The sequence below is a fragment of the Actinomadura sp. NAK00032 genome, assembly GCF_013364275.1.
Classification (GTDB): domain Bacteria; phylum Actinomycetota; class Actinomycetes; order Streptosporangiales; family Streptosporangiaceae; genus Spirillospora.
Genome location: NZ_CP054932.1, coordinates 683,367 through 700,974 on the forward strand (window position 1 = coordinate 683,367; position 17,608 = coordinate 700,974).

17 protein-coding genes, 1 tRNA gene and 1 pseudogene are annotated in these 17,608 nt (G+C 67.5%); 11 read left to right on the forward strand and 8 right to left on the reverse strand.

What is annotated here, in order from left to right:
• Positions 1 to 23: 23 nt before the first annotated feature.
• The 3 genes from HUT06_RS03340 (at position 24) to HUT06_RS03350 (ending at position 3,219) form a co-directional block, all read left to right on the forward strand.
• Entirely contained in the window at positions 24 to 938 is a 915-nt protein-coding gene (locus tag HUT06_RS03340) for a hydroxymethylglutaryl-CoA lyase (protein ID WP_176194355.1), read from the forward strand.
• 10 nt (positions 939 to 948) lie between these two features.
• A complete protein-coding gene (locus tag HUT06_RS03345) occupies positions 949 to 1,374 on the forward strand; it encodes a hypothetical protein (RefSeq protein WP_176194356.1) in 426 nt (141 codons plus the stop codon).
• A gap of 924 nt (positions 1,375 to 2,298) precedes the next feature.
• Positions 2,299 to 3,219, forward strand: a complete 921-nt coding sequence (locus tag HUT06_RS03350; RefSeq protein WP_176194357.1) for a hypothetical protein — start codon at positions 2,299 to 2,301, stop codon at positions 3,217 to 3,219.
• A gap of 127 nt (positions 3,220 to 3,346) precedes the next feature.
• Here the strand turns inward: HUT06_RS03350 and HUT06_RS03355 are convergent, their stop codons facing one another.
• Entirely contained in the window at positions 3,347 to 4,780 is a 1,434-nt protein-coding gene (locus HUT06_RS03355; RefSeq protein WP_176201110.1) for an ATP-binding protein, read from the reverse strand.
• 144 nt (positions 4,781 to 4,924) lie between these two features.
• On the opposite strand from HUT06_RS03355, the gene HUT06_RS03360 reads away from it, so the two are divergent.
• The 3 genes from HUT06_RS03360 to HUT06_RS43680 all read left to right on the forward strand — a co-directional run bounded on the left by HUT06_RS03360 (position 4,925) and on the right by HUT06_RS43680 (position 6,641).
• Positions 4,925 to 5,185 carry a hypothetical protein gene (locus HUT06_RS03360; protein ID WP_176194358.1) on the forward strand — a complete coding sequence of 87 codons (261 nt, stop codon included), beginning with the start codon at positions 4,925 to 4,927 and terminating at the stop codon, positions 5,183 to 5,185.
• 204 nt (positions 5,186 to 5,389) lie between these two features.
• A complete protein-coding gene (locus tag HUT06_RS43675) occupies positions 5,390 to 6,154 on the forward strand; it encodes a recombinase family protein (RefSeq protein WP_217711173.1) in 765 nt (254 codons plus the stop codon).
• On the forward strand, positions 6,120 to 6,641 hold the full coding sequence (locus HUT06_RS43680) for a recombinase family protein (protein WP_254714952.1): 522 nt from the start codon (positions 6,120 to 6,122) through the stop codon (positions 6,639 to 6,641). Before HUT06_RS43675 ends, HUT06_RS43680 begins: the two co-directional genes overlap by 35 nt.
• Here HUT06_RS43680 and HUT06_RS03370 read toward each other — a convergent pair.
• Positions 6,624 to 7,745: an IS630 family transposase gene (locus tag HUT06_RS03370; protein WP_176201111.1), complete on the reverse strand. Its 1,122-nt coding sequence runs from the start codon at positions 7,743 to 7,745 to the stop codon at positions 6,624 to 6,626. The two genes, HUT06_RS43680 and HUT06_RS03370, sit on opposite strands and share 18 nt — an antisense overlap.
• 382 nt (positions 7,746 to 8,127) lie before the next feature.
• On the reverse strand, positions 8,128 to 8,964 hold the full coding sequence (locus tag HUT06_RS03375; RefSeq protein WP_254714953.1) for a helix-turn-helix transcriptional regulator: 837 nt from the start codon (positions 8,962 to 8,964) through the stop codon (positions 8,128 to 8,130).
• Between the two features lie 194 nt (positions 8,965 to 9,158).
• Between HUT06_RS03375 and HUT06_RS03380 the strand changes: the two genes are divergently transcribed.
• Entirely contained in the window at positions 9,159 to 9,398 is a 240-nt protein-coding gene (locus HUT06_RS03380) for a hypothetical protein (protein ID WP_176194360.1), read from the forward strand.
• A 279-nt stretch (positions 9,399 to 9,677) separates the two neighbouring features.
• Here the strand turns inward: HUT06_RS03380 and HUT06_RS03385 are convergent, their stop codons facing one another.
• Genes HUT06_RS03385 through HUT06_RS03395 form a run of 3 tightly spaced genes read right to left on the reverse strand, consistent with a single transcriptional unit; the run spans position 9,678 to position 11,395 of the window.
• Positions 9,678 to 10,151, reverse strand: coding sequence for a hypothetical protein (locus HUT06_RS03385; protein ID WP_254714954.1), 474 nt, complete (start codon positions 10,149 to 10,151; stop codon positions 9,678 to 9,680).
• 9 nt (positions 10,152 to 10,160) lie between these two features.
• Positions 10,161 to 10,997: a hypothetical protein gene (locus tag HUT06_RS03390; RefSeq protein WP_176194361.1), complete on the reverse strand. Its 837-nt coding sequence runs from the start codon at positions 10,995 to 10,997 to the stop codon at positions 10,161 to 10,163.
• Positions 10,998 to 11,023: 26 nt separating this feature from the next.
• On the reverse strand, positions 11,024 to 11,395 hold the full coding sequence (locus tag HUT06_RS03395) for a helix-turn-helix domain-containing protein (RefSeq protein WP_176194362.1): 372 nt from the start codon (positions 11,393 to 11,395) through the stop codon (positions 11,024 to 11,026).
• Between the two features lie 290 nt (positions 11,396 to 11,685).
• Here HUT06_RS03395 and HUT06_RS03400 point away from each other — a divergent pair, with 290 nt between their 5' ends.
• The gene (locus HUT06_RS03400) at positions 11,686 to 11,862 is read left to right on the forward strand and encodes a hypothetical protein (protein WP_176194363.1); all 177 of its coding nucleotides are present in this window, start codon (positions 11,686 to 11,688) and stop codon (positions 11,860 to 11,862) included.
• Positions 11,863 to 12,128: 266 nt separating this feature from the next.
• On the opposite strand, the gene HUT06_RS03405 is transcribed toward HUT06_RS03400, so the two are convergent.
• Entirely contained in the window at positions 12,129 to 13,370 is a 1,242-nt protein-coding gene (locus HUT06_RS03405) for an IS256 family transposase (RefSeq protein WP_176194364.1), read from the reverse strand.
• Between the two features lie 218 nt (positions 13,371 to 13,588).
• On the opposite strand from HUT06_RS03405, the pseudogene HUT06_RS45525 reads away from it, so the two are divergent.
• Positions 13,589 to 14,680 (forward strand): annotated as a pseudogene (locus HUT06_RS45525) (recombinase family protein); the annotation flags it as partial.
• Between the two features lie 598 nt (positions 14,681 to 15,278).
• On the opposite strand, the gene HUT06_RS03415 reads toward HUT06_RS45525, so the two are convergent.
• Positions 15,279 to 15,364, reverse strand: a tRNA-Leu gene (locus HUT06_RS03415).
• Positions 15,365 to 15,473: 109 nt separating this feature from the next.
• Here HUT06_RS03415 and HUT06_RS03420 point away from each other — a divergent pair.
• Together HUT06_RS03420 and HUT06_RS03425 are read left to right on the forward strand one after the other, a co-directional pair.
• Positions 15,474 to 16,793: a M20/M25/M40 family metallo-hydrolase gene (locus tag HUT06_RS03420; RefSeq protein WP_176194365.1), complete on the forward strand. Its 1,320-nt coding sequence runs from the start codon at positions 15,474 to 15,476 to the stop codon at positions 16,791 to 16,793.
• A 79-nt stretch (positions 16,794 to 16,872) separates the two neighbouring features.
• Positions 16,873 to 17,547 carry a hypothetical protein gene (locus HUT06_RS03425; protein ID WP_176194366.1) on the forward strand — a complete coding sequence of 225 codons (675 nt, stop codon included), beginning with the start codon at positions 16,873 to 16,875 and terminating at the stop codon, positions 17,545 to 17,547.
• Positions 17,548 to 17,608 lie beyond the last annotated feature (61 nt).

The window sequence follows — 17,608 nt, forward strand, 5'->3', positions numbered from 1 at the left end:
CGCGGGAACCGGCGGCACCGCCGATGACGACTCCGCCCCGATCTCGTCTCGACATCCGCGAAGTGGGCCCGCGTGACGGGCTGCAAAACGAACCGCCCATCTCCACCGAGGCCAAACTCGACATCATCGAGCACCTCGTCCGAGCGGGCGCCCGCCGTATCGAGGCGACGTCGTTCGTCTCGCCGCGCGCGGTCCCCGCTCTCGCGGACGCGGCGGACGTGGCCGCGGCCCTGCCGCAGTGGCCCGACGTCCAGTGGTCCGCCCTGGTCGCCAGCATGAGGGGAGCGGAGAGGGCCGTCGCGGCCGGCATCGTCGAGATCGAGTACGTCGTCTCCGCGGCGGACGGGCACAACAAGGCCAACGTCGGGCGCACGACCGAGCAGTCGCTGCAGCTCATCCCCCAGGTGGCGGACGTGGTCCGGCAGGCCGGCGGAGTGCTCGAGGTGATCGTCGCGACGGCCTGGGACTGTCCCTTCGACGGCGAGACGCCGCCGGCCCGCACACGCGACGTCGTCGCGCGCGCGATCGACGGCGGTGCCGAACGCCTCTGCCTCGCCGACACCATCGGCACCGTGACACCGGGCCGGCTGACGGCGCTGCTGGAGGCGACGCGTCGTATCGCACCTGGCGTGGACATCGGCGTCCACCTGCACAACACCCGCGGCACGGGCCTCGCGTCAGCCTACGCGGCCCTGCTGGCCGATGTCAGCTGGCTCGACTCGTCGATCGGCGGCCTCGGCGGATGTCCGTTCGCACCGGGTGCGAGCGGGAACATCGCAACCGAGGAACTCGTCTACATGGCGCACGATCTCGGCCTGGAGACGGGATTCGAACTCGAGGAGTTGCTCGCAGCAGCACACCGAACACAGGAGGTCCTGGACGTTCCCCTCCCCAGCGGACTACTGCGGGCAGGCGACCGCACTCGCGCCCCAGCCTAACTACCAGTTGGTGGACGCCGGCCCGCACCCCGACCCGGCCAAGGCCGCTGACGGCAAGCGGTTGGAGGCCGATCCGGCGGAGGTCACCGGCTGGATCAACGACGTCAAGCAGGAACGCGCCCGCCTGGAACGCGAGGTGAAGGCCGCTCCGCGCGGCTCACGCATCTCCCGGGACGAGATCGCTGACCTGCTCCAGCGAACGGGAGACCTGGCGCGGCTGACCATCAACGCCGATCGCGAAGACAAGGCCGGCCTCTATCGGAAGCTGGGCCTGACGATGACCTACTACCCCCGGAAACACGAAGTGGAGGCCCGAGTGATTCCAGAGCCCCCACATGTGCGGTCGGTACGTGTCCGAGGGGCGACACGCCCTGACAGCACATGGCCCGCCCATTCGCCGCTCGGCGCACCCTACCGAATTCTGGTCGGCGCGTAGCCCTGCCGTGCAGATTCAGACGCCTGCGTGCGGGCTCAACTATTCGGCAACGTGCCACCTGTCGAATACGAGGCAATCCGCTACCTTTCGACCAACACGCCAGCGCCAACCGGCACCAGGTAGATCGGACGTCACGGGACCCGGGGTTCCTCAAGCAGGTGAAAGGATGGGCTCACCGAGGTATGTCTGGCCCGGGCGGACTACGGTGCCCGTCTCGGGAACAGCGATAACGGGACACCTGACCACGTACTGCCGCAATCTGCTGCGCACCCGAGCCTGGCCCTTGCGAAAGTTGAGTACGGCGCGGGTTGGTCACGCCAGGTCGTTCCGCCCCACCGGTCGGCCGGACTAGGTCAGCGCGCTCATTTGCGGGCAGGCGCTGGTGGTCTTGGCGGGCAAGGAGGAGCCGGGCCGAGCCTGCGGGGTGACAGGCCTGAACTGTGAGACCGGGAGATTGGTGACGATCATGCCGGTCGCGCTGCGCTTGTTCTGGTTGGCGATCAGTGCGGGTCCAAGGCGTTCAGGACGGTGGTCGAGCGCGGGCTGCGGATCCCGGATCGGGGTCAGGGTGCCGGGGCGTCGTGCGAGCGTACGCGCCTGGCCGGACGCTCAGGCGCGGTGCTCGAAGAGAGCATGCACCGAGTGGGGGGCTGTGGCCGGAGCAGGCCACCCGTCAGCGCCGGTTTAGCCGGGTCGGACGAGGCGCATGCCGTCTGTGCAAGTGGGACGGTACTTATGGCCCAAAGGGCGCGCCAAATCGGCCGATTGGGCCGTACCCAATCCCAGGACTTCGGTGAAACCAAGAGCGATCACCACATCACCTTCCGGACACCCCGAACTTCCGCCTGGCTAACGCCATCCTTTACTGAATGCGCGCTCCGCTGGAAACTTGACTTTCCAGAAACGTGCGGCGATGGAGGGCCGGTGGGAGAAGGACGGCATTCCGTTAACTGCGAGAATGCCACCCAGCCCAAATGCGTGTGCAAGGGCTGCGGTGGAGCCGAACACGGCTGGCCGGGCGCAGTCCGGATCGCCTCCGATCCGTCCGGCCGGAAACTGACCGAGCTCGTGCGGGCGGCGGACAAGCAGTGGGAAGAACTCGCACGTATCCGGGACGCTGGTGGCGAGCCGACCGGCAAGGCGCGCAGGGCGGCGATCAAAGGTGCGTTGGCCGCTGTCACCGCATGGCTTCACCGCGACGGTGATCTGCGTGGGCAACTGGAGGCCATAGGGGAACCGCTGCACCGCAAGCCGCAGGATGAACGCCGCGATGGTGGCGGACGCAGACCTCGCCGTCGCCCCCGCACGCCGGAGGAGGAACGCGAGTTCGTCGAGGCGCACGTTCTTCCGCGGCTGGTCAAGGAGTTCGGTACGTCCCGGGTGGCGGAGTTCCAAGCCCGGGCAGTCGAGGCGCATTTTTGGTGCGAGTTGTTCGCGCAGACCGTCCGGGCGCTGGATGAGTACCGGGGACTATACGAGAGGGCCAAGCGGTTTGTCGTCGACGCCCTCACTGCGGGGAACGCGCCGCACTCGCCGCTCTGGGCGAGCATCCTGCCCTACCAGCACATGGTGCACTGGGCGGTGGATCTGGTCTTCGAGTTGCTGCCGCGCGCGGCCGGATTGCCCGCCACCGAGGACGTGTTCGAGTTGATCTGGCCGACGCGTGTGCTCGCGTGCCTGATGTGCAAGGACCCGAGTGAGCATCCGGCCGTCCGCGAGTATTGCCTGAACCCGATCCTGCGTTGGGGACAGGCGCGAGTGCGTGAGGAGGTGCGCCAGCGCATGGGGTGGACGTTCCCGGACGAGTGGCCGGGTCTGGGCTCAGGCGAAGCCGGAGCCGCATGATGCGGTCCGCATATGCCCGAACAACTCCTCACTCGCCCAGTCTTATGGGGATATGTGTCCGAGCACATGGCCTCGCAGGTGCGCGATCGGTGGTCCGTGCCGGATCGCGGTCGGGAGGTTTGGGCTGCTAGTCCGTCGGCCGGTGGTAGGTGGTCGTTCGGCCTCTTCCTCCGTGTTGTTCGATGAGTCCGCGGCGGCGTAGCTCGCGGAGGGCCTTGCGGATGTTGGGGGCGGTCAGGTTCAGCTGACCCTGGAGTTCCGCCACGGTGCGCGCGCCGGTCGCCAGTGCGTCGTAGACGCGTAGCTCTGTCTGGTTGAGGTCGTCGCCGGGGCGTGTTGTGGAGGCGGACCTCCGGAGGAGGACGGTGAAGCGGATACCGGCGTCGATGTAGTGCGCGGGTGGGAGTTCCGCTTCGGCGAGGGTGCTGGTCACGATGGGGATGCCGGAGGCGAGGGCTTCGATGACGCGGGCCCCGCCGTCGGGGGTGCGGACATGCTGGCAGATGGCGACGAGCCGGGCGTTGCGGGCCGAGGTCACGGCCTCGCGGCCGAGTCTCTCGACGGTGATGCCGTAGAGACCACCGGGATTGGAGACGATGAGGCGGTCACGCCGCAGGCGTACCTCGACGGCCATGCCCGCCGACCAGTGGTCGAGGTCGCGGTGGACAAGCGCGTTGGCGATGATCTCGCGGAAGGCGAGGAGGGGGAAGGCCGGTTCGTCGTGGACGGTGCCGTCGGGTGCCGAGACGATCGCAGTGTCGAAGGTGCGTCGTGCCCAAGCGAGTGCCTCGTCGAGTATGCGGGGGATCGGGCCTGTGATGGTGGCCTGGTTGCGGGCGCGTGATCCCGCCGGGTCGTTCGGCAGTGGTTCGGCCGACGCCTGGATGACGAACCGCGGGAACCATTCCTGCGGGTGGACGCCCAGAGACAGCAGGCCGGCGACCGTAGGCGTCCCGTCGGGCGTCGTCACTCCCGCGCGGCGGAGGAGTTCCGCGCTGTCGTCGAAACGGCCCAGCCCGTAGGGGTCCCGTTCGCGCACCGACCGCAGAAAGCCCTCAACGAGATCACGGTCGAGGTCATCGCGGGTGGCGCCGTCGACCGGGGCCCGGTCGAACAGGGGCGGCTGCCGTGCGGCGAGGAATGCCTGCTCCTCAAGGGCCGACAGTTCGAAGTCCCCGTCGTACCCGCGCAGGTAGGCCGTGCCGGATCCGGTCACGCGGCACGGTTTCGCCGAGGGATCGCACTCGTGGACGTGCGCGACGACGACCGGCATTCCCTCGACAACCCCGTCCTCCACGGTGATCCGGACGGGCGGGGTGAACGAGCGCGCCTTTCCGGCGATGCCTTGCTTGAGTTTCTGCGGGTCGGTGAGCGGTACGGGTCGGAAGCCTGTCGCCTCATCGAGCCCCAAGATGATCGTGCCACCGCCCGGAAGGTTCGCCAGGGCGCTGAGTGTGGAGGTCAGCGACTGCGGCAGCCCGCCGGCGGCCGACTTGACCTCCACGTCCGACGAGTCGCCGCCTGCGGTGCGCAGACGTTCCACCAGGTCGTCCAGATTCATGCTCACGCGCCAAATGTAACAGAGTTGCGGTTACATTTGCCGCTGATTCAGTTGCATTTGGGGGTGGTCTGCTCAGCTGCGCGCCGACGACGTTGGTGAGCTTCACTGGGTGCTGATCCTTTTCGCGAACGCGAGGAAGCCCTCATGGCTGGGCAACTCCTTCAGACAGTTGCGCATCAGGGCACGAGCTCTATCTGGAGCGTCGGTCTGGACTGCGCAGCGGGCTTGGAGGTAGGTGAGTTCGGGACCGGCGAGCTGGGGATGGGTGACGAGCCGGTCGAGCAGATGGTCGGTGTCGGTGCCTTCCAGGCGTTCGAGCAGAAGCAGGCGTCCCTGTTCATCCGCTTCGTCGCCACGACCGTCGATCGTAAACGCCGGAACTTGCCTGCGCCCTTCGTCCGTTGACTCGCGCAGCCGCCGGGCGGGAGTGGGGGAGGACGACAACGGCAGCCGCCGCGCAAGGGCGGAACGTTGAGGCGATCAGGGGTCGGAGCAGGCGAGCAAGGCGGAAGGCGCCGCGGTCCGGGACGACGTCGATGTTTCGGCGTCACAGCCGACGGCTCATGTCGTCAGATCGGTGTGTCACCTCATCCCCGGGAGGCCTCCGCGATGGCGATCGGAGAACAGTCGTCTCATGACCCGTTCGGCGAGTGGACGAAGCACAAGGGGCGGACCGGCCGCCGGAAGGTCACCAGCGGTGCCCGACCGGCCGGGAACGGCCTGCGCTTCGCCTTCTATGGGCGGACCTCGACCACCGGTCACCAGGATCGGCGGACGTCGTACGGGTGGCAGCGCGAAGCCGCCGACTCCCTTATCGCCGGCGAAGGCGCGATCGTGGCCGACTACTTCGACGCCGGATGCTCACGCGAGGTGCCGTGGTCACGGCGTCCACAGGCGGCGGCACTGCTCCAAGCCCTGATGGACCGCATCTTCGATGCCATCGTGGTCGGGGAGTACGAACGCGCGTTCTCCGGAAACCAGTTCGCCGCGCTCGCTCCCCTCCTGGACGCCCACGGCATCCGGCTGTGGCTGCCGGAGGCGTTCGGTCCCGTCGACATGGACGAGCCGGCGCATCGTGCGCTCATGATGATGCTGGGCGCGCAGTCGCGGCGCGAGGTGCTGCGTGCTCGGCATCGTGTCCTGGCCGCGATGCGCGTCCAAGTCTGCGAGCAGGGCCGCTACCTCGGCGGTCGGCCCCCTTACGGGTACCGGCGTCGTGGACGCGGTTCCGCACCCGAACCAGGTGCACGCCCAGTGGGGACGTCGCCTGCGGCGTCTCGATCCCGACCCGCTGACCGCTCCGCACGTGAGATGGATCTTCGCGCGCCGCCTCTCCGGCGTGAGCGTGGCGGGAATCGCCCGCGAACTCAATGAACGCGGCATCCCTTGCCCGTCCCGTGTCGATCGAAAGCGAAATCCCCACCGGTCGGGGCAGGGCTGGACGCTGAACACGGTCGCCACGATCCTGGGGAACCCCCGCTACACCGGCCGTCAAGTCTGGGACCGGCAAGCCAGGTTCGACGACACGACCACGGGATGGGCGATCTCCAAGAAGCCCGCCCATCCGGCACTGGTCTCCGACGCCGACTTCGTCGCCGCGCAGGCGATCCGCGCCGCCAGACCCACCCGCGATGGGAGCGTCCGCGTATACCTCCCGGCCGGCCTGCTCCTATGCGGCCTCTGCCGGCGGCGGATGGACTCCCATTGGGTCAACGGACGCAGCGGCTATCGCTGCCGCCACGGCTACAACAGCACCAAGCCGCGCTCTCGCGACGCGCCGAAGAACCTCTACCTCCGAGAAGACCACCTGCTCGACGAGTTGATGCGGCAGCTGTCAACACGACTAGTGTTCTGCGCCTGAAATCCGTTGTAGATATCGGGCGAGAGAGTCGAGGATCTCTTCGGCGGTCTTGGTCCACACAAACGGTTTGGGGTTGGTGTTCCATTGCTGGACCCAGGCGCGGACGTCGGCTTCGAGGGCTTGCACGCTTTTGTGGACGCCGCGTTGGGTGAGCTGGGTGGTGAGGTAGGCGAACCAGCGTTCGACCTGGTTGAGCCAGGACGACCCGGTCGGGGTGAAGTGAACGTGGAAGCGGGGGTGGCGCGCCAGCCACTCGTGGATGAGGGGTGTCTTGTGGGTGGCGAGGTTGTCGCAGACCAGGTGCACCTCCAACTCGGCGGGCACGGCCTTGTCGATCGCGACCAGGAACTTTTTGAACTCGGTCGCGCGGTGCCGGCGGTGCAGTTCGGTGATGACGGTGCCGTCGGCGATGTTGAACGCGGCGAACAGGCTGGTGGTTCCGTGCCGGGCGTAGTCGTGGGTGCGCCGTTCGGGCATGCCCGGCATCATCGGCAGTACCGGCTGTGACCGGTCCAGGGCCTGCATCTGCGATTTCTCGTCCACGCACAGGACCACGGCCCGCTCGGGCGGATGGTGGTAGAGCCCGACCACGTCCACGACCTTTTCCACGAACAGCGGGTCGGTGGAGATCTTGAAGGTGTCGGCCCGGTGCGGTTTGAGGTCGAACCGGCGCCAGATCCGCCCGATCGTGGATTTGCTCAGGCCGGTGCGTTCGGCCATCGAGGCCCTCGACCAGTGCGTGGCGCCCGGCGGGGTCTGCTCCAGCGTGAGCGTGACCACTTCCTGGACCTTGTCCAGCAGGATCGAGGGCGGACGCCCGGGGCGGGGCTCATCGGCCAGCCCGGCCAGGCCGTGCTCGATGAACCGGCGACGCCACTTGGCCACCGTCGGCGGTGAGACGCCCAGCTCGGCGGCCACATGCGTGTGGAACGCACCGGGCTGGGCGCATGCCAGCACGATCCGGCACCGCAACGCATACGCCTGCGTCGAGGTCGCCGCCCGCGCCCCGCGCTCCAACTCCGCCCGCTCGGCCGCGGTCACCGAAACGGCGTCTTCGGCCGTCCTGTCCTCGCCATCGGCCCAGCATAGATTTACACAACGGATTGCAGGCGCAGAACACTAGGCGAAGCTCGCTCGCCACATGAACTCGTCGCACATCTCAAGCGCAACGGTCTCGCCATCGTCTGCCACGGGTCATCCTGCACCGTGGTAAGCAGCAACGAAAAAGAGCCCGCTCCAGGAGTGACCTCCCAGATCGAGCTCTTCACGTCACCCATGGGGTAATCCTGTGTCCGAGGACGGATCAAGCCCGTCCTCCCAAATGATCCGGCTGCGTGCGACCCTGCCGACTTTCGTAGCGTCCTAGGAATTTCGCCGGTTTGTGAGGCTTTTGAATTCGCTCGTTCAAAAACGGCCTCGGTGCCTATCCTGCTAGTTTCGGGCCCTGTCGTCAGGTTGCTTTCCATGCTGTGCCTGAAGTTGGCTGTTACCGAGTGTCGAGGTGTTCTGCCCGGTCGGCGATCAGTTCTAGGGAGGCTGTGGGTTTCAAGGCTTTAATGGCGAGACTGTTAAATTGCCGGACGTACCAGTCGACGTCTGAAGGCCTGTCAAGGTAGAGTCCAGAGTTGGAGTGCTCGATGAAAACGATGTCTGACAATGATTGGTCCGAGAAGCGCAGGAGGGTGAACGGTCCGTTCTCGTGTCGCGGAGTACTGGTAGGAATTATTTGGATCGTTATGTTAGGTAGGGCGCAGGCTTCAGTCAAATGCTGGAGCTGATCGCGCATGACATCGAGCCCACCCACTAGCCGACACAAAACAGCCTCATCCAACAAGAACCACATGAGCGGCGGTGAGCCACCTTGCAATAGTTGTTGGCGCCTGAGTGTAAATTCTGTCTGCCGTTGGGCATCATCAAGCGAGAAATCTGTTGGCTCGAGTACAGCCAGTGAGCGAGCGTAAGTCCCCGTCTGAAGAATGTCAGGGATGTATCGAGACTCCACGCTGCGAACAAAGTTGGAAGCTTCTTCTAGTCCGATATAAGTCTCGAGCCACGCGGGCATGACGTCGGAGTACTGGTGCCACCATGCAGGCGCGTTGGCCTGTCGAGCCAACTCCAGCAATGCCTCACGTTCGCCCTCGTCGGTTACTCCGTAGAGGGTGAGTAGGTCCGCGACATCCCGCTCCTTGAATCCAATTCGGCCAAGTTCCAGGCGGCTGATCTTCGATTGGCTGCCTCGGATGGCGTACCCGGCCTCCTCTGCGCTGATCCCGTGGGCCTCGCGGAGCCGCCGAAGTTGAGCGCCGATGACGATGCGCTGCACCGTCGACCCTCCCGGCGCGCGCCTGCTTGCTCCCAGCTCTAGTCCGAGCCGGCCCGTCGGTTCGCTCATCAACTTCCCCGCCATCCGTAGCCAGCACCGTCATCCTACGATCCCGAGACGACCAGGACAGATGCATATGCATCTCGATGCACTTGCATGTGCACGGTACTTTCGAGAGGATGCGTTGCGCGGCGGTGAACGATGAGCCGTCCGTCATCCCCCTGGAAGCCGAGGTCATCATGGATAATCAGAACGGACCGCAGTCTCGTTCCGCCCCGCCGGAAGCGCGCCCGCTCCTGACGTCGCGGGCCTTACTGATCATCCTCACGGCGGTCCTGGCCGCAGTCGCTGTCGCGCTGAAGCCCGCCGTCGCTCTCCCCGTGGGGGTCGGTGTCGCCGTCGTTACTCTGCTGGTAAAGATTCTCGACGACTGAAGCGGCTACGGCTTGTGTCGACCGCTTAGCTAGATGACCTTCGGCGGCACAGGCTGCGGGCGATCCACGAGCCGGGCACGGTCATCGCGTTCTTGGCGATGAACTGGGACTGCCTGTCCGACATCACGATCCGTGTTCAGAGTCGGCGCTGTTCGGGCATGTGCCGTCGGATCCGACGACGTCGCGGTTCAAGCCGCCCTTGCAGCGCGGGGACGATCCGCGAGCCGGGCTGCTGCCCGGGCACGGGTATGAGGCCATGGCGCCTGTGGGGCGGGAGGGTCAGTCTCTTCTGGCGCCGTTCGGCCAGATGACTTTGACGGGCTTGTTGAGGGCGTGGGCGGCTTGGACTACGTCGGCGGTGCCGCCGTAGCCGCGCGCGGGTTGGCCGTCCCAGACGGCCCAGAGTTCGTCGGCGAGGGTCAGCATGTGCTGGCTGGCGGCCATGTGGGCTTCGCTGGTGGATTCGGTGAAGGCCATGCGGTGGACCTGGGCGGCTTGGGCGAGGAGTTTGCGGTACTCGGGGTGGTGCTCTTCGGGTAGGCCGGCGAGGTATTGCTCTGCGGGGACGATGACCTCGATTTGGCCGCCGTGGGCAAGGACGGCGCGGGCGAACAGGGTGTCGGCGCCGTCGGCGAGGCAGGTCAGGCCGGTGATGTCGTCGGTGATGGGGGAGAGGGTCTCGTCGAGCGCTTCGGCGACCAGGGTTTCGGTAGCGGGTGGTAGGGAGCGGTGGCCGGAGATGGCGATGCGCAACGGGTTCTCCTAGAGCAGGGTTGTTCTGAGCCGGTCGTCGAAGCGGGCGACGGTGAGTGTGGTCGCGGGGGCGTTGCTGTAGCGGAACTGGCGGGCTTGTCTGATGATGCGTTCGGAGCCGTAGGTGATGCCGGTGTTGAGGGCGTCGAGGGCGAGGGTGAACGCCTCGTCGGTTTCGCCGCGTTGGCAGGCTGCGGTCGCTACTTCCAGGGTGGTCAGCGCGGCCTGCTTGGGTGCCGGTTGGGCGGTCGGAAGCGACTCGGCGAATGCGCGGGCCGCTTCGGAGGGTTGGCCTAGGCGGACAGCGACGGAGGCTCGGATGCGTGCGAGCTTGGTCAGGTCGAAGGGGTAGACCCAGGGCCAAGGCGGTGGGCCGTCGATGCGGGCGATGGCGTGCTCGGCGGTACTGATCGCCTGGGTCGCGGCGTGCTCGTCGGGGTGGGGTTTGGAGGCGTGTGCGAGCGCTTCGAGGGAGGCGAGCCAGGCGGTGGGTGTGCTTCCGACGGAGAGCGGCAACGTTTTACGGGCTTTGTCGATCATGGCGAGGCCGAGCAGCGGGTCGCCGGCGGCGTCGATCTCGAAGGCGGCAAGGCTTCCGGTCATGTAGACGGCGAGGACGTCGTTCTTGGCGAGCTCGGCCGCGGTGATCGCCTGGCGGTAGTAGGTACGGGCGCTGCCGAGGTCGAGCATGTCCATCGACAGCCAGGCCGCGAAACCGGCGGCTTCGCTGACGGCGGCCGCGACGGCGGGGGCGTGTGGGCCTGCGGCGCGGTGGGCTCGGACGGCCAGCTCCAGGTGCGAGCGGACGCCGTCGATGAGGTCGCGGGAGCAGAAGGACGCGTCCAACCGGCGCTGCGAGCCGGTGATGGCCGTCAGATCGGCGGCCGTGTTCTCACCGGTGGTGAGCGCGGTACGGGGTGACGGCAGAGGGCCAAGGCGGCGAGCTTGCCGAATTGCCTGCGATTCGTGGGATCTTCCTCGTCTATCTGGTGATCGCCGAACCGGAGGAGTTCTGGGGGGATGCCGAGTCGGCGGATGATGATGCGGACCTGAGCGAGCGTGAGCGAGGTCTCCCCGCGGAGCACCTTGGATGCCCAGCTCTGTGTGTAGCCGACCGCGTCAGCGAGGTCGGTCTGGCTCCAGCCTCTCGCCTTCCGGATCTCGTCCATCAAGGTCGGCACGTCGCAGGTGGCGAGGGCCTGACTCACGGCCGGAGTCGACCAGAAACCGAGCGGCTCGTTCATGGAATCTAGGCTACGCATCGCCTCTGAGCGGCGGAGAGTCCTGTTTGGAATGGGCGGGCTCTCGTTCCTAGTCGGGGTAGTGGTAGCGCCTTCCCCGATTATCTGCCGAACGTGACGATCAGGTAGCCGAGCGAACGCACTGCGTTATCGGCGCTTCGATCGCTGACCGCCACCTTTAGGAGCCGTTCCCGATGAAAGATGACGAACGGGCCGTAAGGGTGATGGGCGGGCATTGCGGACTTTCGCTCCCAGGTTACGGCGACAGATCACCCGCCCACTCGGCTGTTTCGATGCAGCGTGCTGCCGAGGGGCTGCGCGAACGATTCCCCTGGGTGCAGTGCTGGTGGGGGTCGCATACGCGGCGTTGGTGGGCGTACGTGCCGGGCGTCGGCAGGCTGATCGAGGCGGGCGGCCCGGAGCAACTGTCCGAGGAGATCCTGCGGGCGCTGGGCCGGCCATGGCGGTGAAGCCTGGCGGGTGCGTGCCGCTCGAAGTCTGCGGAGCATTGGTCGAGGAAGCGATCCGTGAAGCGCTGACCGGGCGGTTTTTCAGAGGCACGGTCGAAGAGACGTTGGCGGTAGCCCGCGGGAAGGTCGAGCAGCTTCGCACTGACCTGGCCGAGGCAGAAGACGGAACACGGAGTCTTCGCGCCTGCAGTTCTTGCGCTGATCAACGGGTCACGTCCAGCGGAGTGGTGTATGAGTTGATCTTCGCGTGATCCTGTTTCTGCAGGTTAAGCGGTGAGTTCTCGCTGGTCGATGCCGGGGTCGGGTGTGTTGCCCTCGACTACTCGAAGGCGGGCTTTGGCCAGGAACTCCAGGCCCATGTAGCGGCGGGCCTCGGTCCACTCATCGGTCTGCTCCATCAGCACGGCGCCGACGAGGCGGACGATCGCGGCACGGTCGGGAAAGATCCCGACCACATCAGTGCGCCGGCGAATCTCCTTGTTCAGCCGCTCCTGGGGATTATGCGACCAGATCTGCCGCCAGAGCCGGCGCGGGAAGCCGGTGAAGGCCAGCAGGTCCTCGCGAGCGGCGTCCAGGTGCTCGGCCGCCTCGGGATGCTTGGCCTCCAGCGAGGCGACGACCCGGGCGTGCTGGGCGCGGACCTCCTCGGCGGCGGGCTGGTCGAAGATGGTCCGCACCAGCGTGGCCACCCACGGCTGCACCGACTTGGGCACCCGGGTCAGCAGGTTGCGCAGGTAGTGCGTCCGGCACCGCTGCCAGCACGCCCCGGGCAAGGTGGAGCCGATCGCCTCGACCAGGCCGGCGCGGGCGTCGGAGATCACCAACTGCACCCCCGACAGGCCGCGGGCGACCAGCCCGCGCAGGAACGCCAGCCACCCGGCGCCGTCCTCTGCCGAGGAGACCTCGACCCCCAGGATCTCGCGGTGCCCGTCGGCGTTCACGCCGGTGGCCACCAGCACATGCACGTTCACGATCCGGCCGCCCTCACGGACCTTCTGGGTCAGCGCATCGACCCACACGAACGCATACGGACCGCCCTCCAAAGGCCGGTTGCGGAACGCGGCGACCTGGGCGTCCAGCACCTTGGACATCTCGCTGACCCGGCTCTTGGAGATGCCCTTGATCCCCATCTGCTCCACCAGTTTGTCCACCCGCCGAGTGCTGACGCCCAGCAGATAGGAAGTGGCCACTACGCTGACCAGGGCCTGCTCGGCCCGGCGACGCCGCTCCAGCAGCCACTCGGGGAAGTAGGACCCCGACCGCAGCTTGGGGATCGCCAACTCCACGGTGCCGGCGCGGGTGTCCCAGTCCCGGACCCGGTAGCCATTGCGGCGATTGACCCGCTCATCCGAGCGGGTCCCGTAGCCGGCGCCGCACACCGCGTCGGCCTCCGCGCTCATGAGCGCCTCGGCCATCGTCTTGACCATCGACCGCAACACATCGGGCTCACACGCACCGATCTGCTCGGCCAGCCAGCCCGCAGGGTCCACACTGTTGTCCACGGCCATCGCGTTCTGTTCTCCTTCGGTCTTGGTCGATTCGAAGGATCACGCGATGGCCGTCTCACGTCACGACGCCACACCCTCTGACCAGGTCAAACTCATACACCACCTCCGTGGACGCAGCCCGCGCTTCTGAGCCTCATGCTCGAAGTCAGTGCTCGCCGCGCCGCCGATCACAGCGACGAGGAGACCGGCCGATGATCCAGCAACGTTCCGGGGCACCGATGCCCCTGCGGTTCGCCTTCTACGGGCGGGTGTCCACCGAGGACAAGCAGGACCCGACCGCATCCAAGGCATGGCAGCTCCGGCGCGCGGAGACGTTGATCGAGAGCAACGGCGGCCGCATCGACGTCGAGTACTTCGACGTCGATCGCTCTCGCTCGATCCCCTGGGTACGGCGTCCGGAGGCCAGTCGGGTACTGGATGCGCTGAAGAACCCGAACCGGGGCTTTGACGCGGTTGTCATCGGGGAGCCGCATCGCGCCTTCTACGGAGGGCAGTACGGTCTGACCTTCCCCTTGTTCGACCACTACGGCGTCTCGCTGTGGGTTCCGGAGATCGGCGGGGCGATCGACCCCGTCAACGAAGCCCACGACATGATCATGTCGATGTTCGGGGGCCTGTCCAAGGGAGAACGCAACCGCGTCCGGACCCGAGTCCGCAGCAGTATGGCCGCCATCGCCGCCACCGAAGGCCGCTACCTCGGCGGCCGTCCTCCTTACGGCTACAAACTCGTGGACGGCGGGCCGCACCCGCACCCGGGAAAGGCGGCCGACGGCAAGCGTCTGTACAAGCTGGACATCGACCCTGACTCGGCACCGGTCGTCCAGCGCATCTACTGCGAGTACCTCGGCCTCGACGGCTCACCCGAGAAGGGACTGTTCGCCATCGCCGAGGGGCTGACACGAGACGGCATCCCCTGTCCATCGGCCCACGACCGGCCACGCAACCGGCACCGGGAGGGGCTGGCCTGGGCCAAGAGCGCCGTGAAGACCATCCTCACCAACCCCCGTTACACCGGCCACCAGGTCTGGAACCGGCAGCGCAAGGACGAGGTCCTCATCGACGTCAACGACGTCTCCCTCGGCCACATCACCAAACTCCGCTGGAACGACCGCGACCAGTGGGTCTACTCCCAGAAGATCGTCCACCCGGTCATCATCGACAAGAACATCTTCGACCGCATCGAGGGCAAGCTCGCCGTTCGGCGTTGCCAGACCGGCGGCACCAAGGCCCGCGCGCAGACCAAACGTGCCTACTCGCTGCGGGGCGTCATCTACTGCGGGCTGTGCGACCGCAAGATGCAGGCCCACACCTACAAGGACTACGTGTACTTCCGGTGCCGCTACCCCGAGGAGTACGCGCTGGCCAACAAGGTCGCGCACCCGCGCAACATCTTCGTCCGAGAACAGCAGGTCACCGCGCCCGTAGACCCCTGGCTCGCCAAGGTCCTGGCGCCGCACCGCATCAAGCAGACCATCGCCGACATCCAGCGTGCCCAGGAGCCTCCGACCAACAGCGCGGCGATTCGCGCCAAGGCCCAGATCGCCGACTGCGAGTCCAAGCTCGCGCGCCACCGTGCCGCGCTCGAGGCCGGGGCTAATCCGGCGACCATCGCCCAGTGGATGGCCGAGACCGAAGCCCAACTCGTCGCAGCTCAGGCTGAACTCCGCACGGCCGGTGCCCAGCGCCGCCGAATCTTAACCGCCCAGGAGATCGACGCGCTGATCGCCGGCCTGGGCGATCTCGTCCGGGTGCTCAAGGACGCGACTCCGCAGGCCCGTCAGGCCGTCTATCAGACGCTCGGCGTCCGGCTCGTCTACCGACCGGACAAACAAGAAATCCGGATCGAGGCTGACCTCGACCCGGATCGTGTCGTGACGTCCAATGCCCCGAATTTGGGGAAACGGTACGTGTCCGAGGGGGGACTTGAACCCCCATGCCCCGTAAAGGGCACTAGCACCTCAAGCTAGCGCGTCTGCCTATTCCGCCACCCGGACCTGGTCGCAGGCCGCAGCGGGGCTGCGGCGGGCTTCACTGTACCAAAGGAGACGAGTCGCGGCGAAGTCGATCGGCGGGCACCATGGGACGGGTACGCGAGGACACGAGGTGATCACTGTGGTTCGGCAGCCGACCGCTGAGGACGAGGTCGTCCGGCTCTGCCAGGAGCTGATCCGGATCGACACCAGCAACCCGGGCGATCATTCGGGGCCGGGGGAGCGGGTGGCGGCGGAGTACGTCGCGGAGCAGCTTGGGGAGGTCGGGCTGGAGGCGCGGATCTTCGAGTCGCATCCCGGGCGGGCGAGCGTGGTGGCGCGGATCGAGGGGGAGGATCCCGGGCGGGACGCGCTGCTGCTGCACGGGCATCTCGACGTCGTGCCGGCGCGCCGGGAGGACTGGACGCGCGATCCGTTCGGCGGGGAGATCGCCGACGGGTGCGTCTGGGGGCGCGGCGCCGTCGACATGAAGGACATGGACGCGATGATCCTCGCGGTGGTGCGGCAGCGGCTGCGGGAGGGGCGTCGGCCGCCGCGGGACGTCGTGCTCGCCTTCCTGGCCGACGAGGAGGCCGGTGGGACGTGGGGTGCGCAGTGGCTGGTGCGGGAGCATCCGGAGTTGTTCGAGGGGTGCACCGAGGCCGTGGGGGAGGTCGGCGGGTTCAGCCTGACCGTGCCCGGGGACAGGCGGATGTACCTGATCGAGACCGCGGAGAAGGGTATCGCGTGGATGAACCTGACCGCGCGGGGCACGGCCGGGCACGGGTCGATGGTGCATCCGGACAACGCGGTCACGGCGGTGGCGGCGGCGGTCGCGCGGCTGGGGTCGCATGAGTTCCCGGTGCGGCTCACGAAGTCGGTGCGGGCCTTCCTGGAGCGGGCGTGCATGGCGTACGGGGTGGAATTCGATCCGGAACGTCCCGAAAAGTGCCTGGATGAGATCGGGCCGCTGGCGCGGATGATCGGCGCCACGCTCAGGAACACGCTCAATCCGACGCGGCTGGACGCCGGGTACAAGACGAATGTCATTCCGCAGAGCGCCACGGCTCAGGTCGATGGGCGCTTTCTTCCCGGGCATGAGGCAGAGTTCTTCGCGGTCGTGGACGAACTTCTCGGGCCGGACGTGCGGCGCGATTTCGTCCACCATGACCAGGCCGTCGAGACGGACTACGAGGGGGCGCTCGTCGCGGCCATGGAGGCGGCCCTGACCTCGGAGGACCCGGGCGCCCTGCCGGTGCCGTACTGCCTGAGCGGCGGGACGGACGCCAAGTCGTTCGCGCGGCTGGGCATGCGCTGCTTCGGTTTCGCGCCGCTGAAATTGCCCCCAGAGTTGGACTTTTCCGGAATGTTCCATGGGGTCGACGAGCGCGTTCCAGTGGACGGGCTGCGGTTCGGCGCCAGGGTCCTCGACAAATTCCTTGATCGCTCCTGAATTTGCCAACGCCAATGCGTTCCGTGGTGCTAACGTCACTCTTCGTTGAGGGTGGTTCGGCCGCAACGGAGGGTGTTCGGTGGCAGGCGACGCGGCGCGGTTCGGGACGGTCTCCGTCCGGCTGCGCCGCGTCCCCGCCGGACGGGCCGTCCAACGGCTGCTCGTCCTCGGCGGGCTGCTGATCGCGGGCTGGCTGCTCGGCTGCGCGGCGCAGTCCGCGCACGCCGACGAGCTCCCGCCGCCGGCGGCGCACCTCGTCGCCAAGGCCCCCGTGCTGGAGCGGGCGGCCGCGATCGTCTATGAGCACGAACCGGTGAAACGGGCCGTGGCGCCCGTGGCGGCGGATGTGCCGCCGCCGGTGGCCGCCCCGCCTCCGGTGCGGCAGGCACCGGTCCGGCCGGATGTACGGCGTCCGGCGGTGGAGCGGGCGAGCACGGCGGCGGCCCGAGCGGTGACGCGCTCGCGGCCTGAGGTGCACCTGCGGGGGCACCGTGCGCCGGTCGTCGCGAAAAAGGATGTGCACACCACCCGGCCCGCTGCCGGGCATGTCGTCCAGCATCCGGCGCCGCCCGCTCCCGAGCGGCACGGCGATCACTCGGCCGCGGCCGGCATCGGCGGCGGCGTGACCGCCGGAATGCCCGACGGCGTCACCTGGGCTCCGCCCCCGCCGCGCGCGTCGCTCGCGCGTGCCTCCGGCGCGCTTCCCCCGGCCGTCCGCACCGCCGCGGACGAGCCGTCCTTCGCGCCCGACTGATCCCTTTCCCCAGGCTCCGGACGCGTGCCCGTGCGGCTCGGGCGCGCCGGTCCGGTCACTC

What these genes read in the sequence shown, in the direction of transcription:
- HUT06_RS03360 (WP_176194358.1), top strand. Translation starts at nt 4,925, where the DNA reads ATGGCTGGGCAACTCCTTCAGACAGTTGCGCATCAGGGCACGAGCTCT.
- HUT06_RS03355 (WP_176201110.1), bottom strand. Translation starts at nt 4,780, where the DNA reads ATGAATCTGGACGACCTGGTGGAACGTCTGCGCACCGCAGGCGGCGAC.
- HUT06_RS43675 (WP_217711173.1), top strand. Translation starts at nt 5,390, where the DNA reads ATGGCGATCGGAGAACAGTCGTCTCATGACCCGTTCGGCGAGTGGACG.
- HUT06_RS03340 (WP_176194355.1), top strand. Translation starts at nt 24, where the DNA reads ATGACGACTCCGCCCCGATCTCGTCTCGACATCCGCGAAGTGGGCCCG.
- HUT06_RS03405 (WP_176194364.1), bottom strand. Translation starts at nt 13,370, where the DNA reads ATGGCCGTGGACAACAGTGTGGACCCTGCGGGCTGGCTGGCCGAGCAG.
- HUT06_RS03400 (WP_176194363.1), top strand. Translation starts at nt 11,686, where the DNA reads ATGCAGCGTGCTGCCGAGGGGCTGCGCGAACGATTCCCCTGGGTGCAG.
- HUT06_RS03395 (WP_176194362.1), bottom strand. Translation starts at nt 11,395, where the DNA reads ATGAACGAGCCGCTCGGTTTCTGGTCGACTCCGGCCGTGAGTCAGGCC.